Here is a 21538-nt window from a genome sequence, read left to right as displayed (position 1 = left end):
TGATAGAGGTCCCTATGTCTGCCTCCTTGAAATTGCGTATCGCAGGCCTGGCCGGCTTGCTCATGAGTCCGCTGGTTCAGGCGGACTTTTCGATTCCGGGGTTTGAACTGGTGCACACCGTGCCGGTGGATACCACGCTGGGCACCGACGATTTGCGCCAGCCGGGGCCGGTGTGGATCGCGTTGTTCGATGGTGCCAAAAGCCGCATCGATATCGGCCAGTTCTATGCCGCCGACCATCCTGGCTCGGTGATGGACACGGTGATCGAACACCTTGAGGCCGCCGGCAAACGCGGTGTGAAGATTCGCTTCTTGCTGGAAGAAAAAGGCATCAAGTTGTCAGAAGCTTCCACGCTGGAACGTTTGCGTGCGATCCCCAACCTGACCTTCCGTGTGCTGCCCTATGGGCAACTGAGCGGCGGGATCATCCACGCCAAATACATGGTGGTGGATGGCAAGCAGGCATTTGTCGGCAGCCAGAACTTCGACTGGCGCTCCCTGGAACATATCCACGAAACCGGCCTGCGCATCAGCGACGCCACCGTGGTGAGCCAGGTCCAGGCGATCTTCGAACAGGATTGGCGCGCCCAGGCAGCGCTGACCGAGCACACCCCGGTGCCCCTGCCCGCAGCCAGCGAACCCCCTGCGCGCACTGGCAACTATCTGGTCGCCAGCCCGCAGCGCTACAACCCGCCGGGTGTCGGCGATTCACAACTGGAGTTGCCGCGCCTGCTCGGTGAAGCCAAAAAAGAGGTGCGCGTGCAACTGCTCGACTATGCGCCGCTGTCCTACGGGCCGGATAAAACCCGCCCTTACTACGCGGTGATCGACAATGCCGTGCGCGCAGCGGCGGCGCGTGGGGTGTCAGTCAAGCTGATGGTGTCCAACTGGAACACCGACAAACTGGAACTGCCCTACCTGAAAAGCCTGGCGGTCCTGCCCAACGTCCAGGTCAAGATCGTCACCCTGCCGCAAGCCAGGCAAGGGTTTATCCCTTATGCGCGGGTGATCCACAGCAAGACCATGGAGATCGACGGCGAGGTCGCCTGGATCGGCACCAGCAACTGGCTGGGTGGGTATCTGGATAATTCGCGCAACCTGGAAGTAGTGATGCGCAGCGAAGCGATGGCCAAGCGTGTCGGGCAACTCCATGAGCAATTGTGGGATGGGCCCTACGCCAAGGCGTTGAACGTAACCGAGGCGTACCCCGAGCCCCACCCTGGCCAGCCGTGACTCGGGCCACCTGCAGGCGCTGGCTTGCCGACGAAAATAGTCCCGGCACTGTGATCCGCCTGGCAATGCGCGTCATCGTCGGCGAGCATCGTCGGCAAGCCGGCTCCTGCGGGACCCTTTGCGTAGAACCTCGCCCGTGGAAAAAAGAGGTGGTAGTGTGTGGAAATGTTTCTGACATATCGATCAGAAACTTCCTACTCACTACCTGCAAAGGAATGCGTCTCTCAATGCACTTTCCACTCAAGCAACTAGCGGCTGCCACCGTGTTCGCGGCAAGCCTTTCGGCCATCGCCACACCTGCCTTCGCCAACATCACACCCGACCAAAGCACGGCGATTCTCAAGAGTTTCAACGAAACGTCCGTCACCGATTTCCGTGGTTTCCTCGGCGCACTGGCCAAGGGCGAGCTGGGTAAAACCAGCGACGTCGGCCCGGCAATCAGTACCTTCCTGGATAACAAAACCCTGAGCGCCGACCAGCAGAACGAAATCAATCGCCTGCTCGGTATCTACACTCGCGTGAAGTACGGCAAGGCCGCCACCGAAACCCTGCGTGAGCTGGTGGAAATCCCGACCTTCAACGTCGACGGTGTGCCGCAGTACAAGAACCCGGAATTCATCAAGATCGCCGGCAAGATCCAGGCCCTGGCGAAAGACTTCAACCTGAACTTCCGCAACATCGACAATCGCGTCTACGAGATTTCCCTCGAAGGCAGCGGTGATGAAGTGGTCGGTATCCACGCCCACGCCGATGTGGTGCCGGTGACGCCAGAGAACTGGGTGCTCAAGGATGGCACCAAGCTAGATCCGTTCAAGGTCACGCTGATCGGCGATCGCATGTACGGCCGTGGCACCGAGGATGACAAGAACGGCATCGTGGTGGCCCTGTACGCCATGAAGGTCATCAAGGAAGAAAAGCTGCCGCTGGCGCGCAATTTCAAGCTGCTGGTGGACACCACCGAAGAAACCTCCGGCGACGCGATCCCCTATTACTTCGAGCACAACCCGACGCCGCAGTACAACCTGGCGCTGGACGGCGGCTACCCGGTGGTGATTGCCGAGAAAGGCTACGGCACGGTCATGGCCACCTTCCCGCGTCGCAAGGGTGAAGGCAAAGGCGCGGAAATCATCTCTATGACCGGCGGCATGGCGACCAACCAGATCCCTTCGGCCTCGGTCGCGACCTTCGTCAGCGACAAACCGGCCGAGCTGGCCGCCAGCCTGCAAAAAGCCGGGACCGAATACGCCAAGCGCAACGGCGGTGATTTTGCAGTGGCCGCCAAGGTCGACGGCAAAAACGTCAAGCTGACCGTCACCGGCGTGTCCGCTCACTCCTCCGAACCCGAGTCCGGGGTCAACCCGGTCGCGCGCATGCTGGAGCTGATCCACAGCGTCGACGGCAAGATTGCCCTCAAGCACAACCACATCACCGACGCGGCGCGTTATGCGTCCGACAACTGGGGCCTGGATTACCTCGGCGGCAAATTGGGCGTGGGCTTCTCCGATGATTTCATGGGCCCGTTGACCACCTCGCTGACCTTTGTCGGCCTGGATGACAAAGCCTTCAAGCTGGCGGTGAACCTGCGCGTGCCGAAGGGCAAGTCGCCGGAGAAACTCAAGGCCGAGATTGCCGACAAGCTGAATGCCTGGGACAAGCAATCCAAGGTCAAGGTGGACTTCACCTACTCGGTGGCCGAACCGATGTACCGCAACCCGGAAGGTGAATGGGTCAAGGCTTTGTTGGCCGTCGCCAGCGAAAACCTGGGCATGGAGCACAAGTTCGGCACCTCGGCCGGCGCGACATCGGTACACGAACTGCCCAATGGCGTGCAATTCGGCCTGGCGCGCCCGGAAGTGAAGTACACCGGGCACACCGACAACGAGTTCAAGACCGTCGACCAGTTCCTGCTGGACCTGCAGATCGTCACCGAAATGATGAGCCGTATCGGCCAGCTGCCGAAGCTCTGATCCAAAGGAGCCCGCCGCAATGGCGGGCTCTTCAGGCTTGCAGCATCAACATATCCTCGAAAAAACCACCGACCGGCTCCGTGGGATGGCACAGCTGGATCTCCAGCACCCAGGCCATTTCACTCGGCGGGATTTCCAGGTCCGCCAGGTCCTTGCACTCGAACAACGCGTGGGGGAAATCCGCGAGGCGATGCCCCGCGAGATTGCGCGCCAACCTCCAGCCTTTTGACACCGCACTCTGCTCGGCAAAGTCATACAGTTCGCGACCGGTGAGGCCCCGTAGCCAGGCGTCGCGGGTCGCATCGAACACTTCGTGCAGGGCCGTCCTGCATGCCAGGTGCAACGGCGAGTCACCGAACACAAAGGTATCGCCATAGTCGCCCTCGTAGCCGTCCCACACCGGGCCGAGGTCGACCACGACAATATCGGTGGCGCGTAGCCTGCGTTGACGATCAATACCTTCGCGGGGTGGGCGAACGGTATCGTCGCCGAAACGAATATATGTCGGATGCCAAGTGTGAGACGCGCCCATGGCCTGCAGTTGTTCGGCGGCCATATCAAGGGCTTCGCCGGTGGTCATGCCCACCTGCAGGCGGCTGGCAATTGCCGCCAGGGCGCGTATGGACTGGTCGCGCGCCGCCAGCATGCCGTCCAGGGAGTAGCGCGGACCAACTTTTTCCCACACAGGATGCAGCGGCTTCGATGCCGTGCCCGCACTCGACCGGCCGCTGGGCACAAAAGCTTCCGCGACAAACCGATGGCCAGGCAGGCCCGCTTCCAGGCACTCGGTACGCACCTGGCTGATCATTGCGCCGCTACCGCACGCGTACACGTGGGCCACTTCCCAGTGATGCCCATGGCTCAGCGCCACTTCCTGCACCCGGCCCTGCGAGGCCAGCACCGGATGCCAGTGAAAACGCGGGTGCTCGATCACCGCCGCGTCCAGGAACACGTGGTCATAAAAATCGGCCGGCTGCGCACCGCCCCAGTACAACGTCACCTCGACATCGCGTTTCAAGGCGCTCAGCAGGATCGGCTTGATGCCAGCGTAGCCGGTGCCCGTGGCGAACAAGACTACGGGCGCATCGTCATGGTCCTGCCAGGTACAGGCACCAAACGGCCCTTCCAGTTGCAACAGATCGCCGGTTTCCAGGCAGCCCAGCAGGGTTTCGGAAAACAGCCCGCCGCTGACCTGCCGAATCTGGAAGACCAGCCGCCCCTCGTCTTCGGCCGGCAGGTTGGCGATCGAGAAACAACGCGAGTCGCCGTCGACCAGTTGGATCTTGAGGTACTGGCCCGCCCGCACCGCCAGGGGCGTATCCGGCATCACCACCAACTCGATGATGTCGGGGCTGAGTGCGCGTTTGCTCACCACGGTTGCCTCGACGACCAACGCGGGCGAGTCCAGCGACCAGCCGGGAATTTCCAGGCGCATGTCGCCGCAGGCGTGGCTCTGGCACAACAACATCTCATTGGCTGCCAGCGGATAGCACGGCGCCGGCGCATCCGGCGCGAGCTGTTTGGCCCGGTACTGACCTTCTGCGACCACCACCTTGCACGACCCACAAGCACCGCGGCGGCAGGAAAATGGCACGGACAGGCCGTGGGCGAGCATCGCATCCAGCAACAGCTCATCACCGGCCTCAAAGGTTTTCCCCGAGGGGGACAGTTCGATGACATGACGTGTATTCATAACAACCTCGGGGTAAGTGAGGCTTGATTGTTGCGCTAGACTAGGCCCATTAAAACCTCCAGTTTTGGATACTTCAGATGGTCCAGATGCGTAAATGGCGTCCGCTACTCAAGCTGGACGAGGGTGACGGCCAGGCGTCCTACCGCAAAATTGCCGAAGGCCTGGTGACCGCGATCGTTGAAGGGCGATTGCCGCCCGGCACATTGCTGCCGGGCACGCGGGAAATGGCGCAGTTGCTCGACGTCAACCGCAAGACCGTGATCCTCGCCTACGAAGAAGCGTTGACCAAAGGCTGGCTCGTCAGCGAGCCACGCCGTGGGACCTTCGTCAACGCGCAGCTGACGCCCAAGCAGTTGCCGAGTCGCGCGCGACATTCATTCGCTCCGCCCATCCTCGCGCAGGCGGTCGCCCCGTATTTCGCCCAGAACGCCCAAGTGACGGCACTGCAGCATCGGCATGGCGCGCTGTTTTTCGATAACGGCACCAGCGATCACCGCTTGCTGCCCCAGGCCGTCCTGCATCGCTACTACCGCAATGCATTGCGCAACAGCTTCAGCTCCAACACCGTGCGCTACGGCAGCGAGGGCACGGGCTACCATTTGCGCTGCGCCCTGGCCGAGATGCTGCGCAACAACCGCGGATTGACGGTCAGCGCCGAGAATATCTGCCTCACCCAAGGCACCCAGGTGTCGCTGTACCTGACCGCGAGCCTGCTGCTCAAACCCGGAGACGTGGTGCTGGTGGAACGCCTGAGTTACCCACCCGCGTGGGAGATTTTCCGCAAACTCGGCGCGCAACTGGTCACCGTGGAGATGGACGAAGAAGGCTGTCGCACGGACCAGATCGACCGCCTCTGCCGCGAACACAAGGTGCGGATGATCTATCTCACCCCACACCACCAGTTCCCCACCACCGTGAGCCTGCACGCGGCGCGACGCCAGCAGCTGTTGGCGTTGGCGGCACTGCATGATTTCTGCATCATCGAAGAAGACTACGACCACGAATACCACTTCAACGGGCGGCCCTACCTGCCCCTCGCCAGTGACCGCTCGCAGCGCCATGTGATCTATGTCGGCTCGTTATCCAAAGCCCTTGGGTCGACGTTTCGCTGCAGTTATGTGGTGGCGCCCACGGATGTGATCCAAGCCCTGCACAGCAATGCCGCGCTGATGATGGGGGATGCCGATGCGGTCGCGCAGAAAATGCTCGCCGACCTGATCAATGATGGGGAGCTGAAGAAGCATTTGCGCCGGGTGTCGAAGGAATACCGCGTCCGCCGCGAAACCTTGCAGAGCTGCCTGCATGAGGCGTTCGGTGATCGAATCAAGGTACGGGAGCCGGAAGGTGGCCTGGCGCTGTGGGTACGCTTCGACGATGAAATCAACGTCGAGCAGATGGTCGGCGCGGCGCTGGACCACGGGCTGGTCGTACGCAGTGGCCGACAGTTTTCGCCGCTGGACCAGCCGGAAAATGCACTGCGCCTGGGCTTTGCAGCACTCAATCAGGCAGAAATCCGCGAGGCTACAGTGCGTTTGGCCCACGCGGCGAACTTGCGATAAAACGCGCACAAACAAAAACGCCGATCATTGCTGATCGGCGTTTTCATTGAATATGGAGCGGGAAACGAGACTCGAACTCGCGACCCCGACCTTGGCAAGGTCGTGCTCTACCAACTGAGCTATTCCCGCAAATGGCGTCCCCTAGGGGACTCGAACCCCTGTTACCGCCGTGAAAGGGCGGTGTCCTAGGCCACTAGACGAAGGGGACACACAACTGAAACACATGGTGTGTATTTCAGTGTCCAGAGATTAAATCCGAAGATTATGCCCTGGTTTCACTCAGTGCCGCCCGAGAGCAACACTGCTTAAATTTGGAGCGGGAAACGAGACTCGAACTCGCGACCCCGACCTTGGCAAGGTCGTGCTCTACCAACTGAGCTATTCCCGCATATTGGCGTCCCCTAGGGGACTCGAACCCCTGTTACCGCCGTGAAAGGGCGGTGTCCTAGGCCACTAGACGAAGGGGACACACGTACAACATTCACTCCCTACCGCGTTTCGCTGTGTGCTTTACGCTGTAAGTGGCGCGCATTCTATGGATGGATTGAAAGGTCGTCAACCCCCAAGGATAAATTTATTTAAATCAATGACTTCGCCCTGCTTTGCGGGCCCCGGCGGGCATTCTGCCCGTTAGGGCTTTGACGCCTATATTCTGGCGCACCACAAGGCGCTATAGTTCGCTCCAGCAAATGATGGCAATGTGCATCCATGCAGGGAACGCCTTACCTATATAGAAGAAACTACCCGGGCAACTGGTCGCTCAGTCCTATCCGGCGGATGCCTCAGTCTCTACACTCCACAGCAAACCCTATAAAGAGGTCACACCGGTGACACCACTCATGATCACCCTGCTGGTAATAGCCGGGATCGTAATACTGATCGCCATTGGCTACATGAACCACGTGGTGGAAAACAACAAGCTGGAAAAGAAGCGCACCGAGATCGAGCTCAATGATCGCCTGCGCCGTTGCGGTGAAATCACCGAGACCTTCCCCGGCCAGTTGATGACGCCGGCGCTCAAATTATTGCTGACCCGCCTGGAACTCAACGTCAACCAGCGCCTGTTGAATCTCAACAAGACCAGTGCACCCATCAAGGCCCGGATCACCGAGTTGAATGCATTGGTGGCCCAGGGCGAGTCGATCCCGGTGGCCAACCCGCCCGCCCCGATCCAGACCGAAGCCAAGGCCAAGGACGTGCGTTTCCTGCTCGAAGCCCTGCACGGCCAAGTCACCCGCGCCGCCCAGGACGGCTTCCTGCCGACCAACGAAGCCAAGCACTGGATCAAGGAAATTCGCCATATCCTGGTGCTGCTGCACATCGAATTTTTCAACAACCTTGGCCAGCATGCCCTGCAACAAGGCCAACCGGGCCAGGCCCGCCTGGCGTTCGAGCGTGGCGTGCAGTACTTGCGCAAACAGCCGGAACCGGTGATCTACAGCGCGCAGCTGCAACAGCTGGAAGCGCAACTGGCCAAGGCCAACTCGACAGTGCTGACCAACAGCAAGCCGGCCGAAGATGAAGTCAACGAGCTGACCGAAGGCCTCAAAGTGGTCGACGCCGACGCCGAGTGGAAAAAGAAAGTCATCTACGACTGAGTGGCCGTCCTGCGGGCCCGCTCGCCACAACAGCCCCTCATCCACAACATCTCCATTCACCTCAACACCCCTCATCCACAACATCTCCATTCACCTCAACAACCCTCATCCACAACAACCCCACTCCCCCAACAAACCCTCCTACACACCCACCCCATCAAACCCTCCCCCACAACACGCGGCTTGCCACAAAATGCCATCAATGTGCATCTATCCCCCCGCCCCCGACTAGGGTAAAAACGTGCCCCTAACTCCGTAAAGTCAGAGGCCCGCTATGCCTGTCGCCGTTATCGATGGACAACCGCTGCACTACGTCGACCAAGGCACCGGCCCGGTCGTACTGCTGGGTTCCAGTTACCTGTGGAACAGCGACATGTGGGCGCCGCAGATCAACGCCCTGGCGAAATATTATCGAGTGATCGCCCCTGATCTATGGGGCCATGGCCAATCAGGCCAAATGCCCGAGACCACTGAGTCCCTGGACGACCTGGCCGACCAGGCACTGCGTCTGCTGGATCACCTGCAGATCGACAAGGTCAATCTGGTCGGCCTTTCGGTCGGCGGCATGTGGGGGGCACGCCTGGCGTTGAAGGAGCCCGGCCGGATCAATAGCCTGGTGCTGATGGACACGTATCTGGGCGCAGAACCTCAGGCAACCCGCGACTACTACTTCTCGCTATTGAAGATGATCGAAGACGCAGGCCACTTCCCGGAGCATTTGCTGGATATCGTCGCGCCGATTTTCTTTCGGCCGGGAATCGATCGTGAATCGACCTTGTACAAGGGTTTCCGCCACACTCTGACAGGCTTCTCCGCAGAGCAGCTGCGTGACAGCATCGTGCCACTGGGCCGCGTCACCTTTGGTCGCAGCGATATCCTCGATCAGTTGCACAAGCTCAGCCCCGCTACAACGCTGGTGATGTGTGGGGAAGAAGACCAGCCGCGACCTCCGGCCGAGGCTCGGGAGATGGCCGAGTCGATTGGCTGCCCACTGGTGCTGATTCCAGGTGCCGGGCATATTTCCAGCCGCGAAAATCCGGAGTTCGTGAATGGCGCGTTGCTGACTTTCCTGGCCAGCCACACCTGACTCCGGCGTTTTGATCGCGGTAACCAGACGGCGATCAAAGCCGGAAATGCCCGACCATCCCCTTGAGCTCCGCACCCAGCTGCGCCAGTTGGATACTCGACGCAGCGTTGCCCTGCATGCTCAATGCCGATTGATCGGCACTGGCACGAATGCTGGTGACACTGCGGTTGATCTCTTCGGCCACCGAGCTTTGCTCCTCGGCGGCGGCAGCAATCTGCTGGTTCATCTGCTGGATCAGTGACACCGCCACCGCGATGCTGCCCAGCGCACTTTCGGTTTCCAGCGCGTCGCTGACGGCCAGTTTCACCAGCTCGCCACTTTGCTGGATCTGCTGCACCGATGACTGCGCCGCGTTGCGCAAGGTGCTGACCAGCCGTTCGATTTCTTCGGTGGATTGCTGGGTGCGCTTGGCCAACGCCCGCACCTCATCGGCCACCACGGCGAACCCACGCCCCTGCTCACCCGCACGGGCGGCTTCGATAGCCGCGTTGAGGGCCAGTAAGTTGGTCTGCTCGGCGACGCTCTTGATCACACCCAACACCGTGCCGATGTTCTGGATCTCGGCACTCAGGCTCTCGATGCTGGCACTGGCGTGGGTACTGGAGGTGGCGAGCAGCTCGATGCGCTGCAGACTCTGGCGCACCACCTGCTGGCCACAGTCGACCTTGTCGTCCGCGGTCTTCGCGGCTTGCGCGGCCTCTTCGGCATTGCGCGCCACGTCATGCACGGTGGCGGTCATCTGGTTCATGGCCGTGGCCACCTGCTCGGTTTCTTCCTTCTGGCTGCTGACCTCGACATTGGTCTGCTCGGTGACGCTGGAGAGCGAATGCGCCGAGCTGGCGAGTTGCTCGATACCCGCCTGCAGGCCGCTGACCATCTGGCTCAGGCCATTGCCCATCTGCTGCATCGCCTGCATCAGCTGGCCGATTTCATCACGGCGAGTGACCTCCATGCGCCCGCTCAGATCGCCGGCGGCAATCTGCTGGGCCACGGCAATCACACTGCGCAGCGGCGCAACGATCAGGCGGGTAATCACCCAGGCCGCAATCAAGCCCACCAGCAGGGCCAGGGCCGACGAGCCAATGATCAGCAGCGCGCTTTTCTTCAGCTGCGCCTGCATCGACTGGTCTTCGGCGTCATACGCCTGGTTGACGCGGCTGACCACTTGCTCGGCGCGATCGCGCAGCTGCTTGTAGACGCCTTTTTCCTGAGCCAACAGGCCGGTGTATTCAGCGAGTTTCTCGCTGAACGCGGCAATGTGCCCGGAGACCTCGTTGAGCACCGTTTGATAACCGGGGTCCTTGACCGAGGTTTTCAGTTGTTCGACCTGGGCCAGGGCCTGGTCGGCCTGCTCGATCTTGCCTTGTTCGGCGTCGTCCGCATCCACCTTGCGGCTCTGGTCCAGGCGCACATGGGCTTCGTTCATCGCCTGCAGCATCAGGCGCGAGACCTGGCTGACCTGCCCGGCCTGCTCAATGAATTCGGCGCCCTCCTTGCCCTGGCTTTCCTTCAAGCCATACGCGCCGTCGTCCGCCAGCCCGGCCTGCAACACGTCGAGGTTATTGGCCACGCTGGACACCGACCAACTGGCCATTTCCAGCGCCAGGTCCTTGGTCTGGGTCAGTTCGACGAATTCATCGAAGGCCTTGCGGTAGGCGGCCAGGGCCTGTTCAACATCGCCCATCACCGGCCCATTCGCGGCGGACTGCGCCTTGAGGCTCGCCGCCTGGGCGGCCAAGGCGTCGACACTGGCGTGCAGGGCATCGACCGCCTTGGGGTCGGCGTGCAGCGCGTAGTCCTGTTCGATCAGGCGCACCTTGAGCAACCCGCTGTTGAGCGATGACATCGCCGTGAGGCCTTCGAAGCGTTGCCCAACGGTCTGCAGGGACCACACGCCAATGGCCGCGACCACGGCCGTCAGCAGCAGTACCAAGGTGAACCCCAAGCCCAGCTTTTTCGCCATACCGAGGTTGGCGAAACGTCGTTGCACGCCCGAAATCATTGCACTTGCATCCTCTCGCAATGGCAGATGCCATCAAGCCCGGTTGACCAGAAGCGAGATTGGCAACCCCAAGGCACTGAGCACAAGACGTTGGCGCCTGAATAATGGCAAAAAGCTACTTGCTCGTCGTTTTCAGAATGGTCGAGGTCGATCTGGCAGGCCCCAAGGCCCGGAAAAACGCCTGGGCACGCTGGTCAGCCGCGTAGGCCACGTTGATGCGCAGCCAATCACTGGGTTCACCACCCGGATTGAACAACGCGCCAGGCGCCAGCAACACCCCGAGCCGCCGCGCGCAGGCCTGCAACCGCGAACGATCGCCGCCTGGCCGCGCCCACACGAACATGCCGCCGGCCGGCACCGCGAACACCTCCCACTCCTCATCCTCCAGGACTTGCAGGGTCGCGGCCATCTCAATACTCAACCGCTTGCGCAAGCGCTGCACCCATTTGCGGTACGTGCCATTGGCCAGCAGCGTGGCCACCACCGCCTCGGCAAATCGCGAGGTGCCGAAACCGGTCAGGGTCTTGAGGCTGGCCAGTTGCTCGATGAGCGTCGTACTGGCACTGAGGTAGCCGACTCTCAAGGCACTGCTCAAGCACTTGGAAAAACTCGCCACATAGATCACCCGATCATCATGGGGCAGCGCCGAAAGTCGCGTGCAACTGGCGTGCTGCAAGTCGCCGTAGACATCTTCTTCGATGATCAGGAAGTCTTTGCTGCCCGCCAACTCCAGCAGACGCTCGGCCACTTCGCGGTTCAGGCTGGTGCCGGTGGGGTTGTGGTACAGGCTGTGGATGAACAGGCACCTGGGCCGATGGCGCTGCAACAGGGCTTCCAGCGCCGGGATGTCCGGGCCTGCGCGGGTACGCGGCACTTCCAGCAACCGCACACCGTGAAACGCCAGTTGCCGATACAGGTTGCCGTAACCAGGGGTTTCAACCACCACACTGTCACCGGGCCTGAGCAACGTGCGAATAAGCAGGTCCTGGGCGTGGCTGGCGCCGCCAGTGGTAAGGATACGGTCGAGACTGGTGACAATATGCATGCGGGACAGGCGCTTGAGCAGTTGCTCGCGCAGCGTTGCCAGGCCCAGGGGCGTGCTGTAGTTGAACAGGCCGCCCGTGTCGGTACGGGTGACTTCGCGAATCGCGTAACTGATGTCATCGCTTTCGCGCCAGGCATCCGGCAACCAGCCACAGCCGAGCTTCAGCTCTCCCAGCGGATTATCGGCAAAGGCGCCCCACTCCCGTTCCGCGCCTTCATACCAGTGCCCCTCGGTCAGCGCGGTCGGCGGGGCCACCACAAAGCCTGAGCCCGGCCTGGCAGCCAACACGCCCTGGGCGACCATCCGTTCGAATGCCTCGATCACGCTGGACTGGCTGAGCAGGTTATCGAGGGCCAACTGCCGCACGGACGGCAGGCGCGTGCCGGGGCTTACCCCGTCCCTGCGAATCCACTCCGCCACGGCGCTGACGATTTGCTGCACCACCGGTACAAGGGCTTGTCGATCGATCCCTAAATCCATGAGCCACTCACTTCAACTGTCTGTTATTCAACCCCAAAGAGTTAAGCACAGAAGGCCGTCATGACCGGCTGCTAAGATTTATTAAATTATTGATTTTATTAGGTTATTTACCTGGTGATACACATTCGGGCGCGGCACTTTGCCAGCTCTGGAAATACCCCACAGCCCCCCAATCCCTTTTCGATTGGGGCGCCGCGCGAGGTCCTAGATTGCGGTTGCGCCACCGTCCACGGCCAGTGCCTGGCCAGTGGTGAATGCAGCGCCATCGCTACAGAGGTAGAGCACCGCACTGGCAATTTCCTCGACCTTGCCGATGCGCCCGACCGGGTGCATGGCCGCGGCAAATTCGGCTTTGCGCGGGTCGGCTTCATAGGCTCGCCGGAACATATCGGTGTCGATCACCGCCGGGCAGACGGCATTGACGCGGATTTTCTTCTTCGCGTACTCGATGGCCGCCGATTTGGTCAGGCCGATCACGGCATGCTTGGAGGCGGCGTAAATGCTCATTTTCGGCGCGGCCCCCAACCCCGCCACAGACGCCGTGTTGACGATCGCACCGCCGCCCTGGGCCAGCAGCAGCGGTAGCTGGTGTTTCATGCACAGCCACACCCCCTTGACGTTGACACCCATGATGGCGTCGAACTCATCCAGGCTGCCGTCTGCCAACTTGCCCTTCTCGATCTCGATCCCGGCATTATTGAAGGCGTAATCCAGGCGGCCATAAGCAGCAACGGTCTGCGCCATCAGTTGTTGCACGTCCGCCTCAAGGGTGACATTGCAACGCACGAACAGCGCCTCACCTCCGGCCTGCTGGATCAATGCGACGGTGCCTTCACCGCCGGCCACATCCAGGTCGGCGACCACCACTTTCAAGCCTTCGCCAGCGAAGGCCAGTGCGGTGGCGCGGCCAATACCGGCGGCGGCGCCAGTGACCAGGGCGACCTGGCCGGAAAACGTCATGCTCATGGGGGATGTCCTGTGGGAAAAATAGCCGTGGGTCGAGTCTAGCCAACGCCGCGCTGGGCGCGTCAGCACTATCAGAAGGCCGGTTGGGGCTGCATGAATCGCAGTGATAAGGCCCACTGCATGACTATCAGCAAGGCCTATCGGCGGGCATTCGCGCCCTCGGTCAACCTTGCCCCGCGCGCCTTCAAGGTCTATCACTTGAGGTTCATTTCCAGAAGAGTCGCTGCCATGACCGCCCAGACCAACCGTCAATTCCTGCTCGCCAAGCGCCCGGTCGGCGCAGCCACCCGGGATACCTTCACCTACCAGGAAGTGCCGGTTGGCACGCCCCAGGACGGGCAAGTGCTGGTACGCAATGAATACCTGTCCCTCGACCCGGCCATGCGTGGCTGGATGAATGAAGGCAAGTCCTATATTCCGCCGGTGGGCATTGGTGAAGTCATGCGCGCGCTGGGCGTGGGCAAGGTGATTGCCTCCAACAACCCGAAATTTGCCATAGGCGATTACGTGAATGGCGCACTGGGGGTGCAGGATTACTTCCTCGGCGAGCCGCGCGGGTTCTATAAGGTCGACCCGACGCTTGCCCCGCTGCCGCGCTACCTGTCGGCCTTGGGCATGACGGGCATGACCGCCTACTTCGCCCTGCTCGACACCGGGGCGCCCAAGGCCGGTGAGACCGTGGTGATCTCCGGCGCCGCCGGCGCGGTGGGCAGCATTGCCGGGCAGATCGCCAAGATCAAAGGCTGCCGCGTGGTCGGCATTGCCGGCGGCGCCGACAAGTGCAAGTTCCTCGTCGATGAACTGGGCTTCGACGCCGCCATCGACTACAAAAGCGAAGACGTGCCTGCTGCCCTCAAGCGCGAGTGCCCCAAAGGGGTCGATGTGTATTTCGATAACGTCGGCGGTGACATTCTCGACGCCGTGCTCAGCCGCCTGGCACTGAAGGCTCGCGTGGTGATCTGCGGTGCCATCAGCCAATACAACAACAAGGAAGCCGTGAAGGGTCCGGCCAACTATCTGTCACTGCTGGTCAATCGCGCGCGCATGGAAGGTTTCGTGGTGATGGACCACGCCGCCAACTTCGCCGCTGCCGGCCAGGAAATGGGCGGCTGGATGGCGCAGGGCAAGCTCAAGAGCAAGGAAGATATCGTGGAAGGGCTGGAGACGTTCCCGGAAACGTTGATGAAGCTGTTCAACGGCGAGAACTTTGGGAAGTTGGTGCTCAAGGTCAGCTGACATACCACAGGCAGTCCGGTCGCCACTGTTATATGGGAGCCGGGCTTGCCCGTGACGCAGGCGCCTCGGTGTTTGAGCGACACCGAGGCGCTGCGGTCAGCGCTTACATGATCTCGGCAACCACCGCCGCCAGCGCCTTGGCCGGGTCAGCCGCCTGGCTGATCGGACGACCGATCACCAGATAGTCGGAACCTGCATCCAGTGCCTGGCGTGGCGTGAGGATGCGGCGCTGGTCATCTTGGGCGCTGCCGGCCGGGCGAATGCCTGGGGTCACCAGTTGCAGCGACGGATGCGCAGCTTTCAGGGCCTGGGCTTCCAGTGCCGAGCACACCAGGCCATCGAGGCCGGCTTTCTGCGCCAGGGCGGCCAGGCGCAGGACCTGCTCCTGAGGCTCGATATCCAGGCCGATGCCGGCCAGGTCTTCGCGCTCCATGCTGGTAAGCACGGTCACGCCGATCAGCAAGGGCTTCGGGCCGCTGCGCTGCTCCAGCACTTCCCGGCAGGCACTCATCATGCGCAGGCCGCCGGAGCAGTGCACATTGACCATCCACACGCCCATCTCGGCGGCGGCCTTGACCGCCATGGCGGTGGTGTTGGGGATGTCGTGGAATTTCAGGTCGAGGAACACCTCGAAGCCTTTGTCACGCAGGGTGCCGACGATTTCCGCGGCGCAACTGGTGAACAGTTCCTTGCCGACCTTGACCCGGCAAAGCGTGGGGTCCAACTGGTCAGCCAGCTTCAGTGCGGCGTCACGAGTGGGGTAATCCAGGGCGACGATGATAGGAGTCTGGCAGGCGGACATTGGAATGGGCTCTCAGGCAAGTCGAAATCGGCGCGGATTGTAGCGCAAGCGGCGCCGTTGCGGGATCCGATGATCGGTAAATACTGACCAACCGCCGTCAGTCGGGCATTTCCGGGAATTATTTCAAAATTGATACATTCACGACATGCGCCCAACACGCCCCAGGGCTAGCCTCGCCCGCACGACCCACCGACCAGCACTTCCAGCCATGGGGCTGGGCGCCTATGCTGACCGCAACAACCAGGCAGATGATCGCACTATGCATACCCCTTCCGTCCCTGTAAATGACGAGCAAAAAGGCGCGGCGATCGCCGATGACAAGCGCTGGAACACCCGCGCGCTGATCGTTGACGACGATGTGCCGATCCGCGAACTGCTGATCGACTACCTCGCGCGCTTCAATATTCTCGCGACCGGCGTCACCGACGGTGCAGCGATGCGCCAGGCCATGCAAGCCGAAACCTTTGATGTGGTGGTGCTCGACCTGATGCTGCCGGGCGAGGATGGGCTGTCGCTGTGCCGCTGGTTGCGCGGCGAATCGGACATCCCGATCCTGATGCTCACCGCCCGCTGCGAGCCCACCGACCGCATTATCGGCCTGGAACTGGGGGCCGACGACTATATGTCCAAGCCGTTCGAGCCGCGCGAGTTGGTGGCGCGCATCCAGACCATCCTGCGCCGAGTGCGGGATGACCGCACCGAGCAGCGCGCGAATATTCGCTTCGATAACTGGCGGCTCAACAGTGTGTTGCGTCAACTGGTGGCTGACGATGGCCTGGTCGTGCCGCTGTCCAATGCCGAATTCCGCCTGCTGTGGGTGTTTATCGAGCGCCCGCGTCGGGTATTGAGCCGTGAGCAATTGCTGGATGCCGCCCGTGGCCGTTCGATCGAAGCCTTTGATCGCAGCATCGATCTGCTGGTGTCGCGCCTGCGGCAAAAACTCGGGGATGACCCGAAGGCCCCACAACTGATCAAGACCGTGCGTGGCGAAGGCTACCTGTTCGACGCCCGGGATATCGGCTGATGCGGGCCCCCTTCAACACGCTGTTCGGGCGGCTGTTCGGCGTGTTGCTGGTGGCAATTGTGCTGGCCCACCTGCTGGGGTTCTTCTGGTTTCACCATTACGGTCCACCGCCGCCACCGCCGCAGGGCACTTTCGTCGAGCAGCCGGACGGCACGATGAAGCTGTTGCCCAAGCATAAGCGCTCCTGGTTCAACGGCCCGGCAGTGCCACTGACGTTCCAGTTCATCTCGCTGATCATCGCCGCCTGGTATGGCGCCAAGTTGCTGAGCCGGCCGATCCAGCGCCTGAGTGAAGCCGCCGAACGCCTGAGCCTGGACCTCGACAGCCCGCCCCTCGACGAACTGGGCCCGCGAGAGGCCAAGCAGGCAGCATCGACTTTCAACCTGATGCAGCGACGCATCCGCGAGCAGGTCAGCCAACGCGCACGCATGCTCGGTGCCGTTTCCCACGACCTGCGCACCCCGCTGTCGCGGCTCAAGCTGCGCCTGGAGCAGATCGACGACGTCAAGCTGCAAGGGCAGATGCGCCAGGACCTGAATGACATGATCGGCATGCTCGACGCAACGCTGAGCTACCTGCACGAACAACGCACCAGCGAAACCCGGCATTGGCTGGATGTGCAGGCGCTGGTGGAGTCGTTGAGCGAGAACGCCCAGGATCAGGGCTCCGATGTGCAATTTGCCGGCACCTGCGCGCCCTTGCAGGTGCAACCGATGGCCTTGCGTTCGTGCCTCAACAACCTGATCGACAATGCCCTGCGCTATGCCGGCACGGCGCGCGTCGAGTTGTCGGACAGCCGCGATGCGCTGGTCATCCGCGTGATCGACCATGGTCCGGGCATTGCCGCCGACAAGCGTGAGGCCGTGTTCGAACCGTTCTATCGGCTGGAAGGTTCACGCAATCGCAATTCCGGCGGCGTCGGCCTGGGCATGACGATTTCCAAGGAAGCCGCCGAGCGCCTGGGCGGCAGCCTGACCCTGGAAGAGACCCCGGGCGGCGGCTTGACCGCCGTGATGTGGCTGCCCCGCGCCTGAACGCAGGCGCCGGCTTGCCGGCTCCTGCGGGTTATGAACGGGTGTCTTCGCGCCGCCCTTGCGCCTGGGTTGCACTCCAATCCATCAGCAGGCTGTACGCTACCGCCAGCAAGGTCGGGCCGATGAACAGGCCGATAAAGCCAAAGGCAATCAACCCGCCAAACACCCCGAGCAGCACGATCACCAGCGGCAGGTTGCCGCCACGGCTGATCAGGTAAGGCTTGAGCACGTTGTCCACGCCGCTGATGATGAACGTGCCCCACACCCCCAGGAACACCGCGTAGGTGTAGTCGCCCTTCCACGCCAGCCAGGCCGTGGCCGGGATCCACACCAGCGGCGGGCCCATCGGGATCAGGCTGAGCAGGAAGGTGACGATGCCCAGCACCAGCGCGCCCGGGACACCGGCGATCAGGAAGCCGATCAGCGCCAGCAAGGCCTGGGCAGCCGCCGTACCGATCACTCCGTTGACCACCCGTTGTACCGTGCCGGCCACCAGTTCGATGTAGTAACCGGCACGCTCGCCGATCAACCGCTCCAGCAGACGGTGTACGAATACGGCCAGGCGCGGCCCGTCACGGTAGAAGAAGAACACGAACACCAGGCTCAGGGTCAGTTCGAGGATGCCGCCGCCGATCTGCGCACTGCGCGCCAGCAACCAGTTACCGACCTGCCCCAGGTACGGCTTGATGCTGACCATCAGCGCCGCGCCCTGCTGGTCGATGCTGTCCCACATCGCCACCAGCCGCTCGCCAACCACCGGGATCGAGCCCAGCCACGCGGGGGCTTCGGGCAAGCCGTCGACCTGAATATCCTTGATCAACGCCACCGCATCACGCACATGATCGGCCAGGTTGAAGCCCAGCCACACCAGCGGTACCGCCACCAGCAGCATCCAGACCAGGGTCAGGATCCCGGCCGCCAGGGATTCACGGCCGCCCAGCGCGCGTGTGAGCAAGCGCATCACCGGCCAACTGGCAAACGCCAGCACCGCGCCCCAGAACAGCGCCGACCAGAACGGCGCCATTACCCAGAAGCTGGCACCGAACAGCACCAGCAGCAGGATTTGCACCAGCAGGCGATCGTTATTGAGCATGGGGTATCTCTAGAAAAAGGCTGTAGGAAGAGAGCTTAGGCGAACGGCACGGGTCCGTCCGCCTTGTAACGGTCAGCGTATCAGATGCAGGTGCAGGCCTTTGGCTTCAGCGGTGCCGGTTTCCATGCGCGCGGCGCGCACACCTTTGTCGACCAGGGCCTGGCGCCAGGCTTCGGCACTGGCGCCGGTCAGGCTGACGCGCAACGTGGCGTCCAGGTTCAAGCCGCGGGAGATCAGGGTCAGCCAGGTGTCGTCAGGCTCGCCACCCAACGTGGGGAAATCCAGCTCGCCAGTGCTTTTCAACTCGCGCAACAGGGTCGCCGAGGTGGGCAGCAGGTCGCCCAGTGGCGCGTTGGCGTCCAGTTGTTCCACATGCAGATAGGCGCGGCGATTGCCGCGGGTGATGCCGTACAGCGCCACCAGCGAATTATCCTGCGGGGCTGCGAGACGCAAGAGCAGGTATTCCTGCTGGCCATCGGCGCCCATCAGCTTGGCATTGCCGAACACTTCGTTGGCCCACAGGCTGCTCTCGCCGCAATCGCGGGCCTGGCACCAGAACAACAGTTGCGCCCCCTTGGCCTGCAACGCTTCGCGCGTCGCGGTGAACGCGGCGCTGGAGGTGTGCTCGGCGGGCAGTTCATAGGTGATCGCCGTGGCTTGCCCACGGGCGGTGGCCTGGCCCTCGTAACGCAACTGGCCGCTGATCTTGCGGATCGCGCCCATGGGGTAGATGCGTTCCTTTTCTTCAGCGGGGCGGTAATCCACGATTTGTGCGTCGACCTGGCGAGCTACGCTGGGCAGGTCCTGACTGCCCGGTACGTCGGCGGCGAATACCAGAGGGCTGAAAGCACACAGCCCGAGGAAGCGGATACATCCTTTACCCAGGCTCATCGGATCGGTGAGCCCTGGCCATTGGAGGTCGCAGCGGTGTTGAGATCGTACATGGTTGACTCCCTTTCAATCCGCCCAGCCTCGGCAGTTGACCGCGCCAAGTCAAGGCGTGGAGAAGAACCGATTGAAACAGTCTGCAACAAGAGCTGCGCCGGGCTCATCATTCAAGTGTAAATGATGGCCGCCCGGCAGCGTGGTGACCGAGAAAGGCAGCTGAGAAAGCAATTCGGAATGTTTCGCCAGCATGCCGTCGGCGGCGACCACCAACTGTGTCGGGCACGCCACACGCCGCACGAAAGCCATCGCCTGCTCATCCGTCAGACGCATCGGCGATGCCAGCGTCAGGCGGCTGTCCGTGCGCCAGGTATAACCCCCTGGCACCGGCATCAAACCGCGCTGGGCCAGCAGTTCTGCAGCTTCCCGGCTGACGGCCACCACGCCTTTCATGCGCGCTTCAACCGCCCGATCCAGCGTGCCGTAGACCGGCTTGCGCTTGTCCTGCAGGTTCAATTGCGCCTGCAAGGCCATGCCCAGCCGCTCGGCGGCACTCTCGCCGCTGGCGGTGGGCGGGACCACGCCGTCGATCAATCCCAGATGCGTAATGCGCTCGGGCAAGGCTCCGGCCAGCACCAGCGAGACGATGGCGCCAAGGGAGTGGCCAAGTAATGCAAAACGTTTCCAGCCCAACTGTTCGGCCACTTGCAGCACGTCAAACACGTAATCCCACAAGGCATACCCGGCGCCTGCAGGACGATGCGCGGAGTGTCCATGCCCGGCCATGTCGAGGGCGACAATGCGCAAGCCGGCAAGCTTCGGCGCCAGGCGCGCGAAGCTGTTGGCGTTATCCAGCCAGCCATGCAGGGCGATCACCGGCACGCCGTCCTCGGGGCCGAACAGATGGGCGGCCAACTCGATATGCGGCAGGCTCAGGCGCACTTCTTCGACGGGCGTACTCATGCGCAACTGCGCTCGCGGGCTTGCCAGCGGGCAAACAGGTTCTTGATCAGGGTCGCGGTGTCCTGTGGGCGCTCGAGGGGGAACATGTGGCCGCCGGGCATGGTGAGCATTTCGCCCATGGGCAGGCGCCCGACGCCGCTGGCATGGTGACGCATCACCACCCTGCTCTGCCGGCCGCGCACCACCGCCAACGGCACTTTCAATTGACGCACCTGGCCCGGGCTGGTGTGGGGCACGCCTCGGTAGATGCTGATTTCGGTGGCCGGGTCGAAGCGCAGGCGCAGGCGATCGCCGACCTGCTGCAGGCCATGTTGCAGGTAAGCGTCAAAGCATTCGGGGTCGAAGCCGCGAAACAGCGTCTTGCCGGCAAAGTAGCTGCGCGCGGCGTCCAGGTCGGAAAACTCTTCACGCCGACCCAAGGTGCGCCCGGCCGGGGTCAGGCGGTCGATAAAGCCAAAGCGCTTGGCGGCGCGAATCACCCAGCGGTCGGCACGGGTCAGCACCGGCGAATCCAGCATCACCACCCCGCGGTACAGCTGCGGGCAGCGCATGGCCGCGTGCAAATGCAGCACGCCACCGAGGGAATGGCCCACGCCCCACACCGGTTCCGCTTGCTGCTCAAGATGGTGGATCAACTCGTCCACCAGGTTCTGCCAGTTATCGTCCACCGGAAACCGGGGGTCGTGACCGTGCTGCGGCAGGTGAGCCACCGCGTATTCCGGGGCCAGGGCGGCGAACAACTTGCCGTAGGTGGCCGAAGGAAACCCATTGGCATGGGCGAAAAACACGTGCTGCGACATAGCGGACCCATCGACAAATACAGAGATTGATTGTCACCACGCCGGCGCCCCACAGCAATGACTGTAACCGCC

At 62.2% G+C, this 21538-nt stretch carries 17 protein-coding genes and 4 tRNA genes; 8 read left to right on the top strand and 13 right to left on the bottom strand.

The window, feature by feature from the left end; translation table 11 throughout:
* Positions 1–14 precede the first annotated feature (14 nt).
* Both QMX97_RS09145 and QMX97_RS09140 read left to right on the top strand, forming a co-directional pair.
* On the top strand, positions 15–1232 hold the full coding sequence (locus QMX97_RS09145) for a phospholipase D-like domain-containing protein (protein WP_282396759.1): 1218 nt from the start codon (positions 15–17) through the stop codon (positions 1230–1232).
* Positions 1233–1459: 227 nt separating this feature from the next.
* The gene (locus tag QMX97_RS09140) at positions 1460–3199 is read left to right on the top strand and encodes a dipeptidase (RefSeq protein ID WP_282396758.1); all 1740 of its coding nucleotides are present in this window, start codon (positions 1460–1462) and stop codon (positions 3197–3199) included.
* Positions 3200–3230: 31 nt separating this feature from the next.
* Here QMX97_RS09140 and QMX97_RS09135 read toward each other — a convergent pair whose 3' ends face one another.
* The gene (locus tag QMX97_RS09135) at positions 3231–4892 is read right to left on the bottom strand and encodes a M24 family metallopeptidase (RefSeq protein ID WP_282396757.1); all 1662 of its coding nucleotides are present in this window, start codon (positions 4890–4892) and stop codon (positions 3231–3233) included.
* A gap of 77 nt (positions 4893–4969) precedes the next feature.
* Between QMX97_RS09135 and QMX97_RS09130 the strand changes: the two genes are divergently transcribed.
* Positions 4970–6451 carry a PLP-dependent aminotransferase family protein gene (locus QMX97_RS09130; RefSeq protein WP_282396756.1) on the top strand — a complete coding sequence of 494 codons (1482 nt, stop codon included), beginning with the start codon at positions 4970–4972 and terminating at the stop codon, positions 6449–6451.
* 53 nt (positions 6452–6504) lie between these two features.
* Here the strand turns inward: QMX97_RS09130 and QMX97_RS09125 are convergent.
* The 4 genes from QMX97_RS09125 to QMX97_RS09110 form a co-directional block, all read right to left on the bottom strand.
* Positions 6505–6580 (bottom strand) — tRNA-Gly (locus tag QMX97_RS09125).
* A 3-nt stretch (positions 6581–6583) separates the two neighbouring features.
* Positions 6584–6659 (bottom strand) — tRNA-Glu (locus tag QMX97_RS09120).
* 104 nt (positions 6660–6763) lie between these two features.
* Positions 6764–6839: transfer RNA gene (locus QMX97_RS09115), tRNA-Gly, on the bottom strand.
* A gap of 4 nt (positions 6840–6843) precedes the next feature.
* Positions 6844–6919 (bottom strand) — tRNA-Glu (locus QMX97_RS09110).
* 359 nt (positions 6920–7278) lie between these two features.
* Between QMX97_RS09110 and QMX97_RS09105 the strand changes: the two genes are divergently transcribed.
* Positions 7279–8049: a hypothetical protein gene (locus QMX97_RS09105; protein WP_065901461.1), complete on the top strand. Its 771-nt coding sequence runs from the start codon at positions 7279–7281 to the stop codon at positions 8047–8049.
* Positions 8050–8323: 274 nt separating this feature from the next.
* Positions 8324–9136 (top strand): alpha/beta fold hydrolase, encoded by an 813-nt coding sequence (locus QMX97_RS09100; RefSeq protein WP_282396755.1) that lies wholly within the window; start codon positions 8324–8326, stop codon positions 9134–9136.
* A gap of 34 nt (positions 9137–9170) precedes the next feature.
* Here QMX97_RS09100 and QMX97_RS09095 read toward each other — a convergent pair whose 3' ends face one another.
* The 3 genes from QMX97_RS09095 to QMX97_RS09085 form a co-directional block, all read right to left on the bottom strand.
* Entirely contained in the window at positions 9171–11138 is a 1968-nt protein-coding gene (locus QMX97_RS09095; protein WP_282396754.1) for a methyl-accepting chemotaxis protein, read from the bottom strand.
* 115 nt (positions 11139–11253) lie between these two features.
* Positions 11254–12663, bottom strand: a complete 1410-nt coding sequence (locus QMX97_RS09090; RefSeq protein ID WP_282396753.1) for a PLP-dependent aminotransferase family protein — start codon at positions 12661–12663, stop codon at positions 11254–11256.
* 204 nt (positions 12664–12867) lie between these two features.
* Positions 12868–13629, bottom strand: a complete 762-nt coding sequence (locus tag QMX97_RS09085) for an SDR family oxidoreductase (RefSeq protein WP_065901475.1) — start codon at positions 13627–13629, stop codon at positions 12868–12870.
* A 228-nt stretch (positions 13630–13857) separates the two neighbouring features.
* Here QMX97_RS09085 and QMX97_RS09080 point away from each other — a divergent pair, with 228 nt between their 5' ends.
* On the top strand, positions 13858–14865 hold the full coding sequence (locus QMX97_RS09080; protein WP_282396761.1) for an NADP-dependent oxidoreductase: 1008 nt from the start codon (positions 13858–13860) through the stop codon (positions 14863–14865).
* 103 nt (positions 14866–14968) lie between these two features.
* Here QMX97_RS09080 and pyrF read toward each other — a convergent pair whose 3' ends face one another.
* On the bottom strand, positions 14969–15667 hold the full coding sequence (gene pyrF / locus QMX97_RS09075) for an orotidine-5'-phosphate decarboxylase (protein WP_065901481.1): 699 nt from the start codon (positions 15665–15667) through the stop codon (positions 14969–14971).
* 259 nt (positions 15668–15926) lie between these two features.
* Here pyrF and QMX97_RS09070 point away from each other — a divergent pair, with 259 nt between their 5' ends.
* Positions 15927–16691 (top strand): response regulator, encoded by a 765-nt coding sequence (locus QMX97_RS09070; RefSeq protein WP_120450674.1) that lies wholly within the window; start codon positions 15927–15929, stop codon positions 16689–16691.
* Complete coding sequence (locus QMX97_RS09065) at positions 16691–17725, top strand: HAMP domain-containing sensor histidine kinase (RefSeq protein WP_065901483.1); 1035 nt, start codon at positions 16691–16693, stop codon at positions 17723–17725. The genes QMX97_RS09070 and QMX97_RS09065 overlap by 1 nt, the downstream gene beginning before the upstream one ends.
* A 31-nt stretch (positions 17726–17756) precedes the next feature.
* On the opposite strand, the gene QMX97_RS09060 is transcribed toward QMX97_RS09065, so the two are convergent.
* The 4 genes from QMX97_RS09060 to QMX97_RS09045 form a co-directional block, all read right to left on the bottom strand.
* The gene (locus QMX97_RS09060) at positions 17757–18818 is read right to left on the bottom strand and encodes an AI-2E family transporter (RefSeq protein ID WP_065901486.1); all 1062 of its coding nucleotides are present in this window, start codon (positions 18816–18818) and stop codon (positions 17757–17759) included.
* A 72-nt stretch (positions 18819–18890) separates the two neighbouring features.
* Positions 18891–19709 carry a DUF4892 domain-containing protein gene (locus QMX97_RS09055; RefSeq protein WP_065901489.1) on the bottom strand — a complete coding sequence of 273 codons (819 nt, stop codon included), beginning with the start codon at positions 19707–19709 and terminating at the stop codon, positions 18891–18893.
* A gap of 102 nt (positions 19710–19811) precedes the next feature.
* The gene (locus tag QMX97_RS09050) at positions 19812–20666 is read right to left on the bottom strand and encodes an alpha/beta fold hydrolase (RefSeq protein WP_120448006.1); all 855 of its coding nucleotides are present in this window, start codon (positions 20664–20666) and stop codon (positions 19812–19814) included.
* The gene (locus tag QMX97_RS09045; RefSeq protein WP_201143844.1) at positions 20663–21466 is read right to left on the bottom strand and encodes an alpha/beta hydrolase; all 804 of its coding nucleotides are present in this window, start codon (positions 21464–21466) and stop codon (positions 20663–20665) included. The genes QMX97_RS09050 and QMX97_RS09045 overlap by 4 nt, the downstream gene beginning before the upstream one ends.
* Positions 21467–21538 lie beyond the last annotated feature (72 nt).

Source organism: Pseudomonas sp. PS01298 (assembly GCF_029959745.1).
Lineage (GTDB): Bacteria > Pseudomonadota > Gammaproteobacteria > Pseudomonadales > Pseudomonadaceae > Aquipseudomonas > Aquipseudomonas aylmerensis.
The sequence above is the reverse complement of the archived record's forward strand: the minus strand, read 5'-3'. Positions and strand labels throughout refer to the sequence as shown.

What these genes read in the sequence shown, in the direction of transcription:
- QMX97_RS09145 (WP_282396759.1), top strand. Translation starts at nt 15, where the DNA reads ATGTCTGCCTCCTTGAAATTGCGTATCGCAGGCCTGGCCGGCTTGCTC.
- QMX97_RS09140 (WP_282396758.1), top strand. Translation starts at nt 1,460, where the DNA reads ATGCACTTTCCACTCAAGCAACTAGCGGCTGCCACCGTGTTCGCGGCA.
- QMX97_RS09135 (WP_282396757.1), bottom strand. Translation starts at nt 4,892, where the DNA reads ATGAATACACGTCATGTCATCGAACTGTCCCCCTCGGGGAAAACCTTT.
- QMX97_RS09130 (WP_282396756.1), top strand. Translation starts at nt 4,970, where the DNA reads ATGGTCCAGATGCGTAAATGGCGTCCGCTACTCAAGCTGGACGAGGGT.
- QMX97_RS09100 (WP_282396755.1), top strand. Translation starts at nt 8,324, where the DNA reads ATGCCTGTCGCCGTTATCGATGGACAACCGCTGCACTACGTCGACCAA.
- QMX97_RS09095 (WP_282396754.1), bottom strand. Translation starts at nt 11,138, where the DNA reads ATGATTTCGGGCGTGCAACGACGTTTCGCCAACCTCGGTATGGCGAAA.
- QMX97_RS09090 (WP_282396753.1), bottom strand. Translation starts at nt 12,663, where the DNA reads ATGGATTTAGGGATCGATCGACAAGCCCTTGTACCGGTGGTGCAGCAA.
- QMX97_RS09085 (WP_065901475.1), bottom strand. Translation starts at nt 13,629, where the DNA reads ATGAGCATGACGTTTTCCGGCCAGGTCGCCCTGGTCACTGGCGCCGCC.
- QMX97_RS09080 (WP_282396761.1), top strand. Translation starts at nt 13,858, where the DNA reads ATGACCGCCCAGACCAACCGTCAATTCCTGCTCGCCAAGCGCCCGGTC.
- pyrF (WP_065901481.1), bottom strand. Translation starts at nt 15,667, where the DNA reads ATGTCCGCCTGCCAGACTCCTATCATCGTCGCCCTGGATTACCCCACT.
- QMX97_RS09070 (WP_120450674.1), top strand. Translation starts at nt 15,927, where the DNA reads ATGCATACCCCTTCCGTCCCTGTAAATGACGAGCAAAAAGGCGCGGCG.
- QMX97_RS09065 (WP_065901483.1), top strand. Translation starts at nt 16,691, where the DNA reads ATGCGGGCCCCCTTCAACACGCTGTTCGGGCGGCTGTTCGGCGTGTTG.
- QMX97_RS09060 (WP_065901486.1), bottom strand. Translation starts at nt 18,818, where the DNA reads ATGCTCAATAACGATCGCCTGCTGGTGCAAATCCTGCTGCTGGTGCTG.
- QMX97_RS09055 (WP_065901489.1), bottom strand. Translation starts at nt 19,709, where the DNA reads ATGAGCCTGGGTAAAGGATGTATCCGCTTCCTCGGGCTGTGTGCTTTC.
- QMX97_RS09050 (WP_120448006.1), bottom strand. Translation starts at nt 20,666, where the DNA reads ATGAGTACGCCCGTCGAAGAAGTGCGCCTGAGCCTGCCGCATATCGAG.
- QMX97_RS09045 (WP_201143844.1), bottom strand. Translation starts at nt 21,466, where the DNA reads ATGTCGCAGCACGTGTTTTTCGCCCATGCCAATGGGTTTCCTTCGGCC.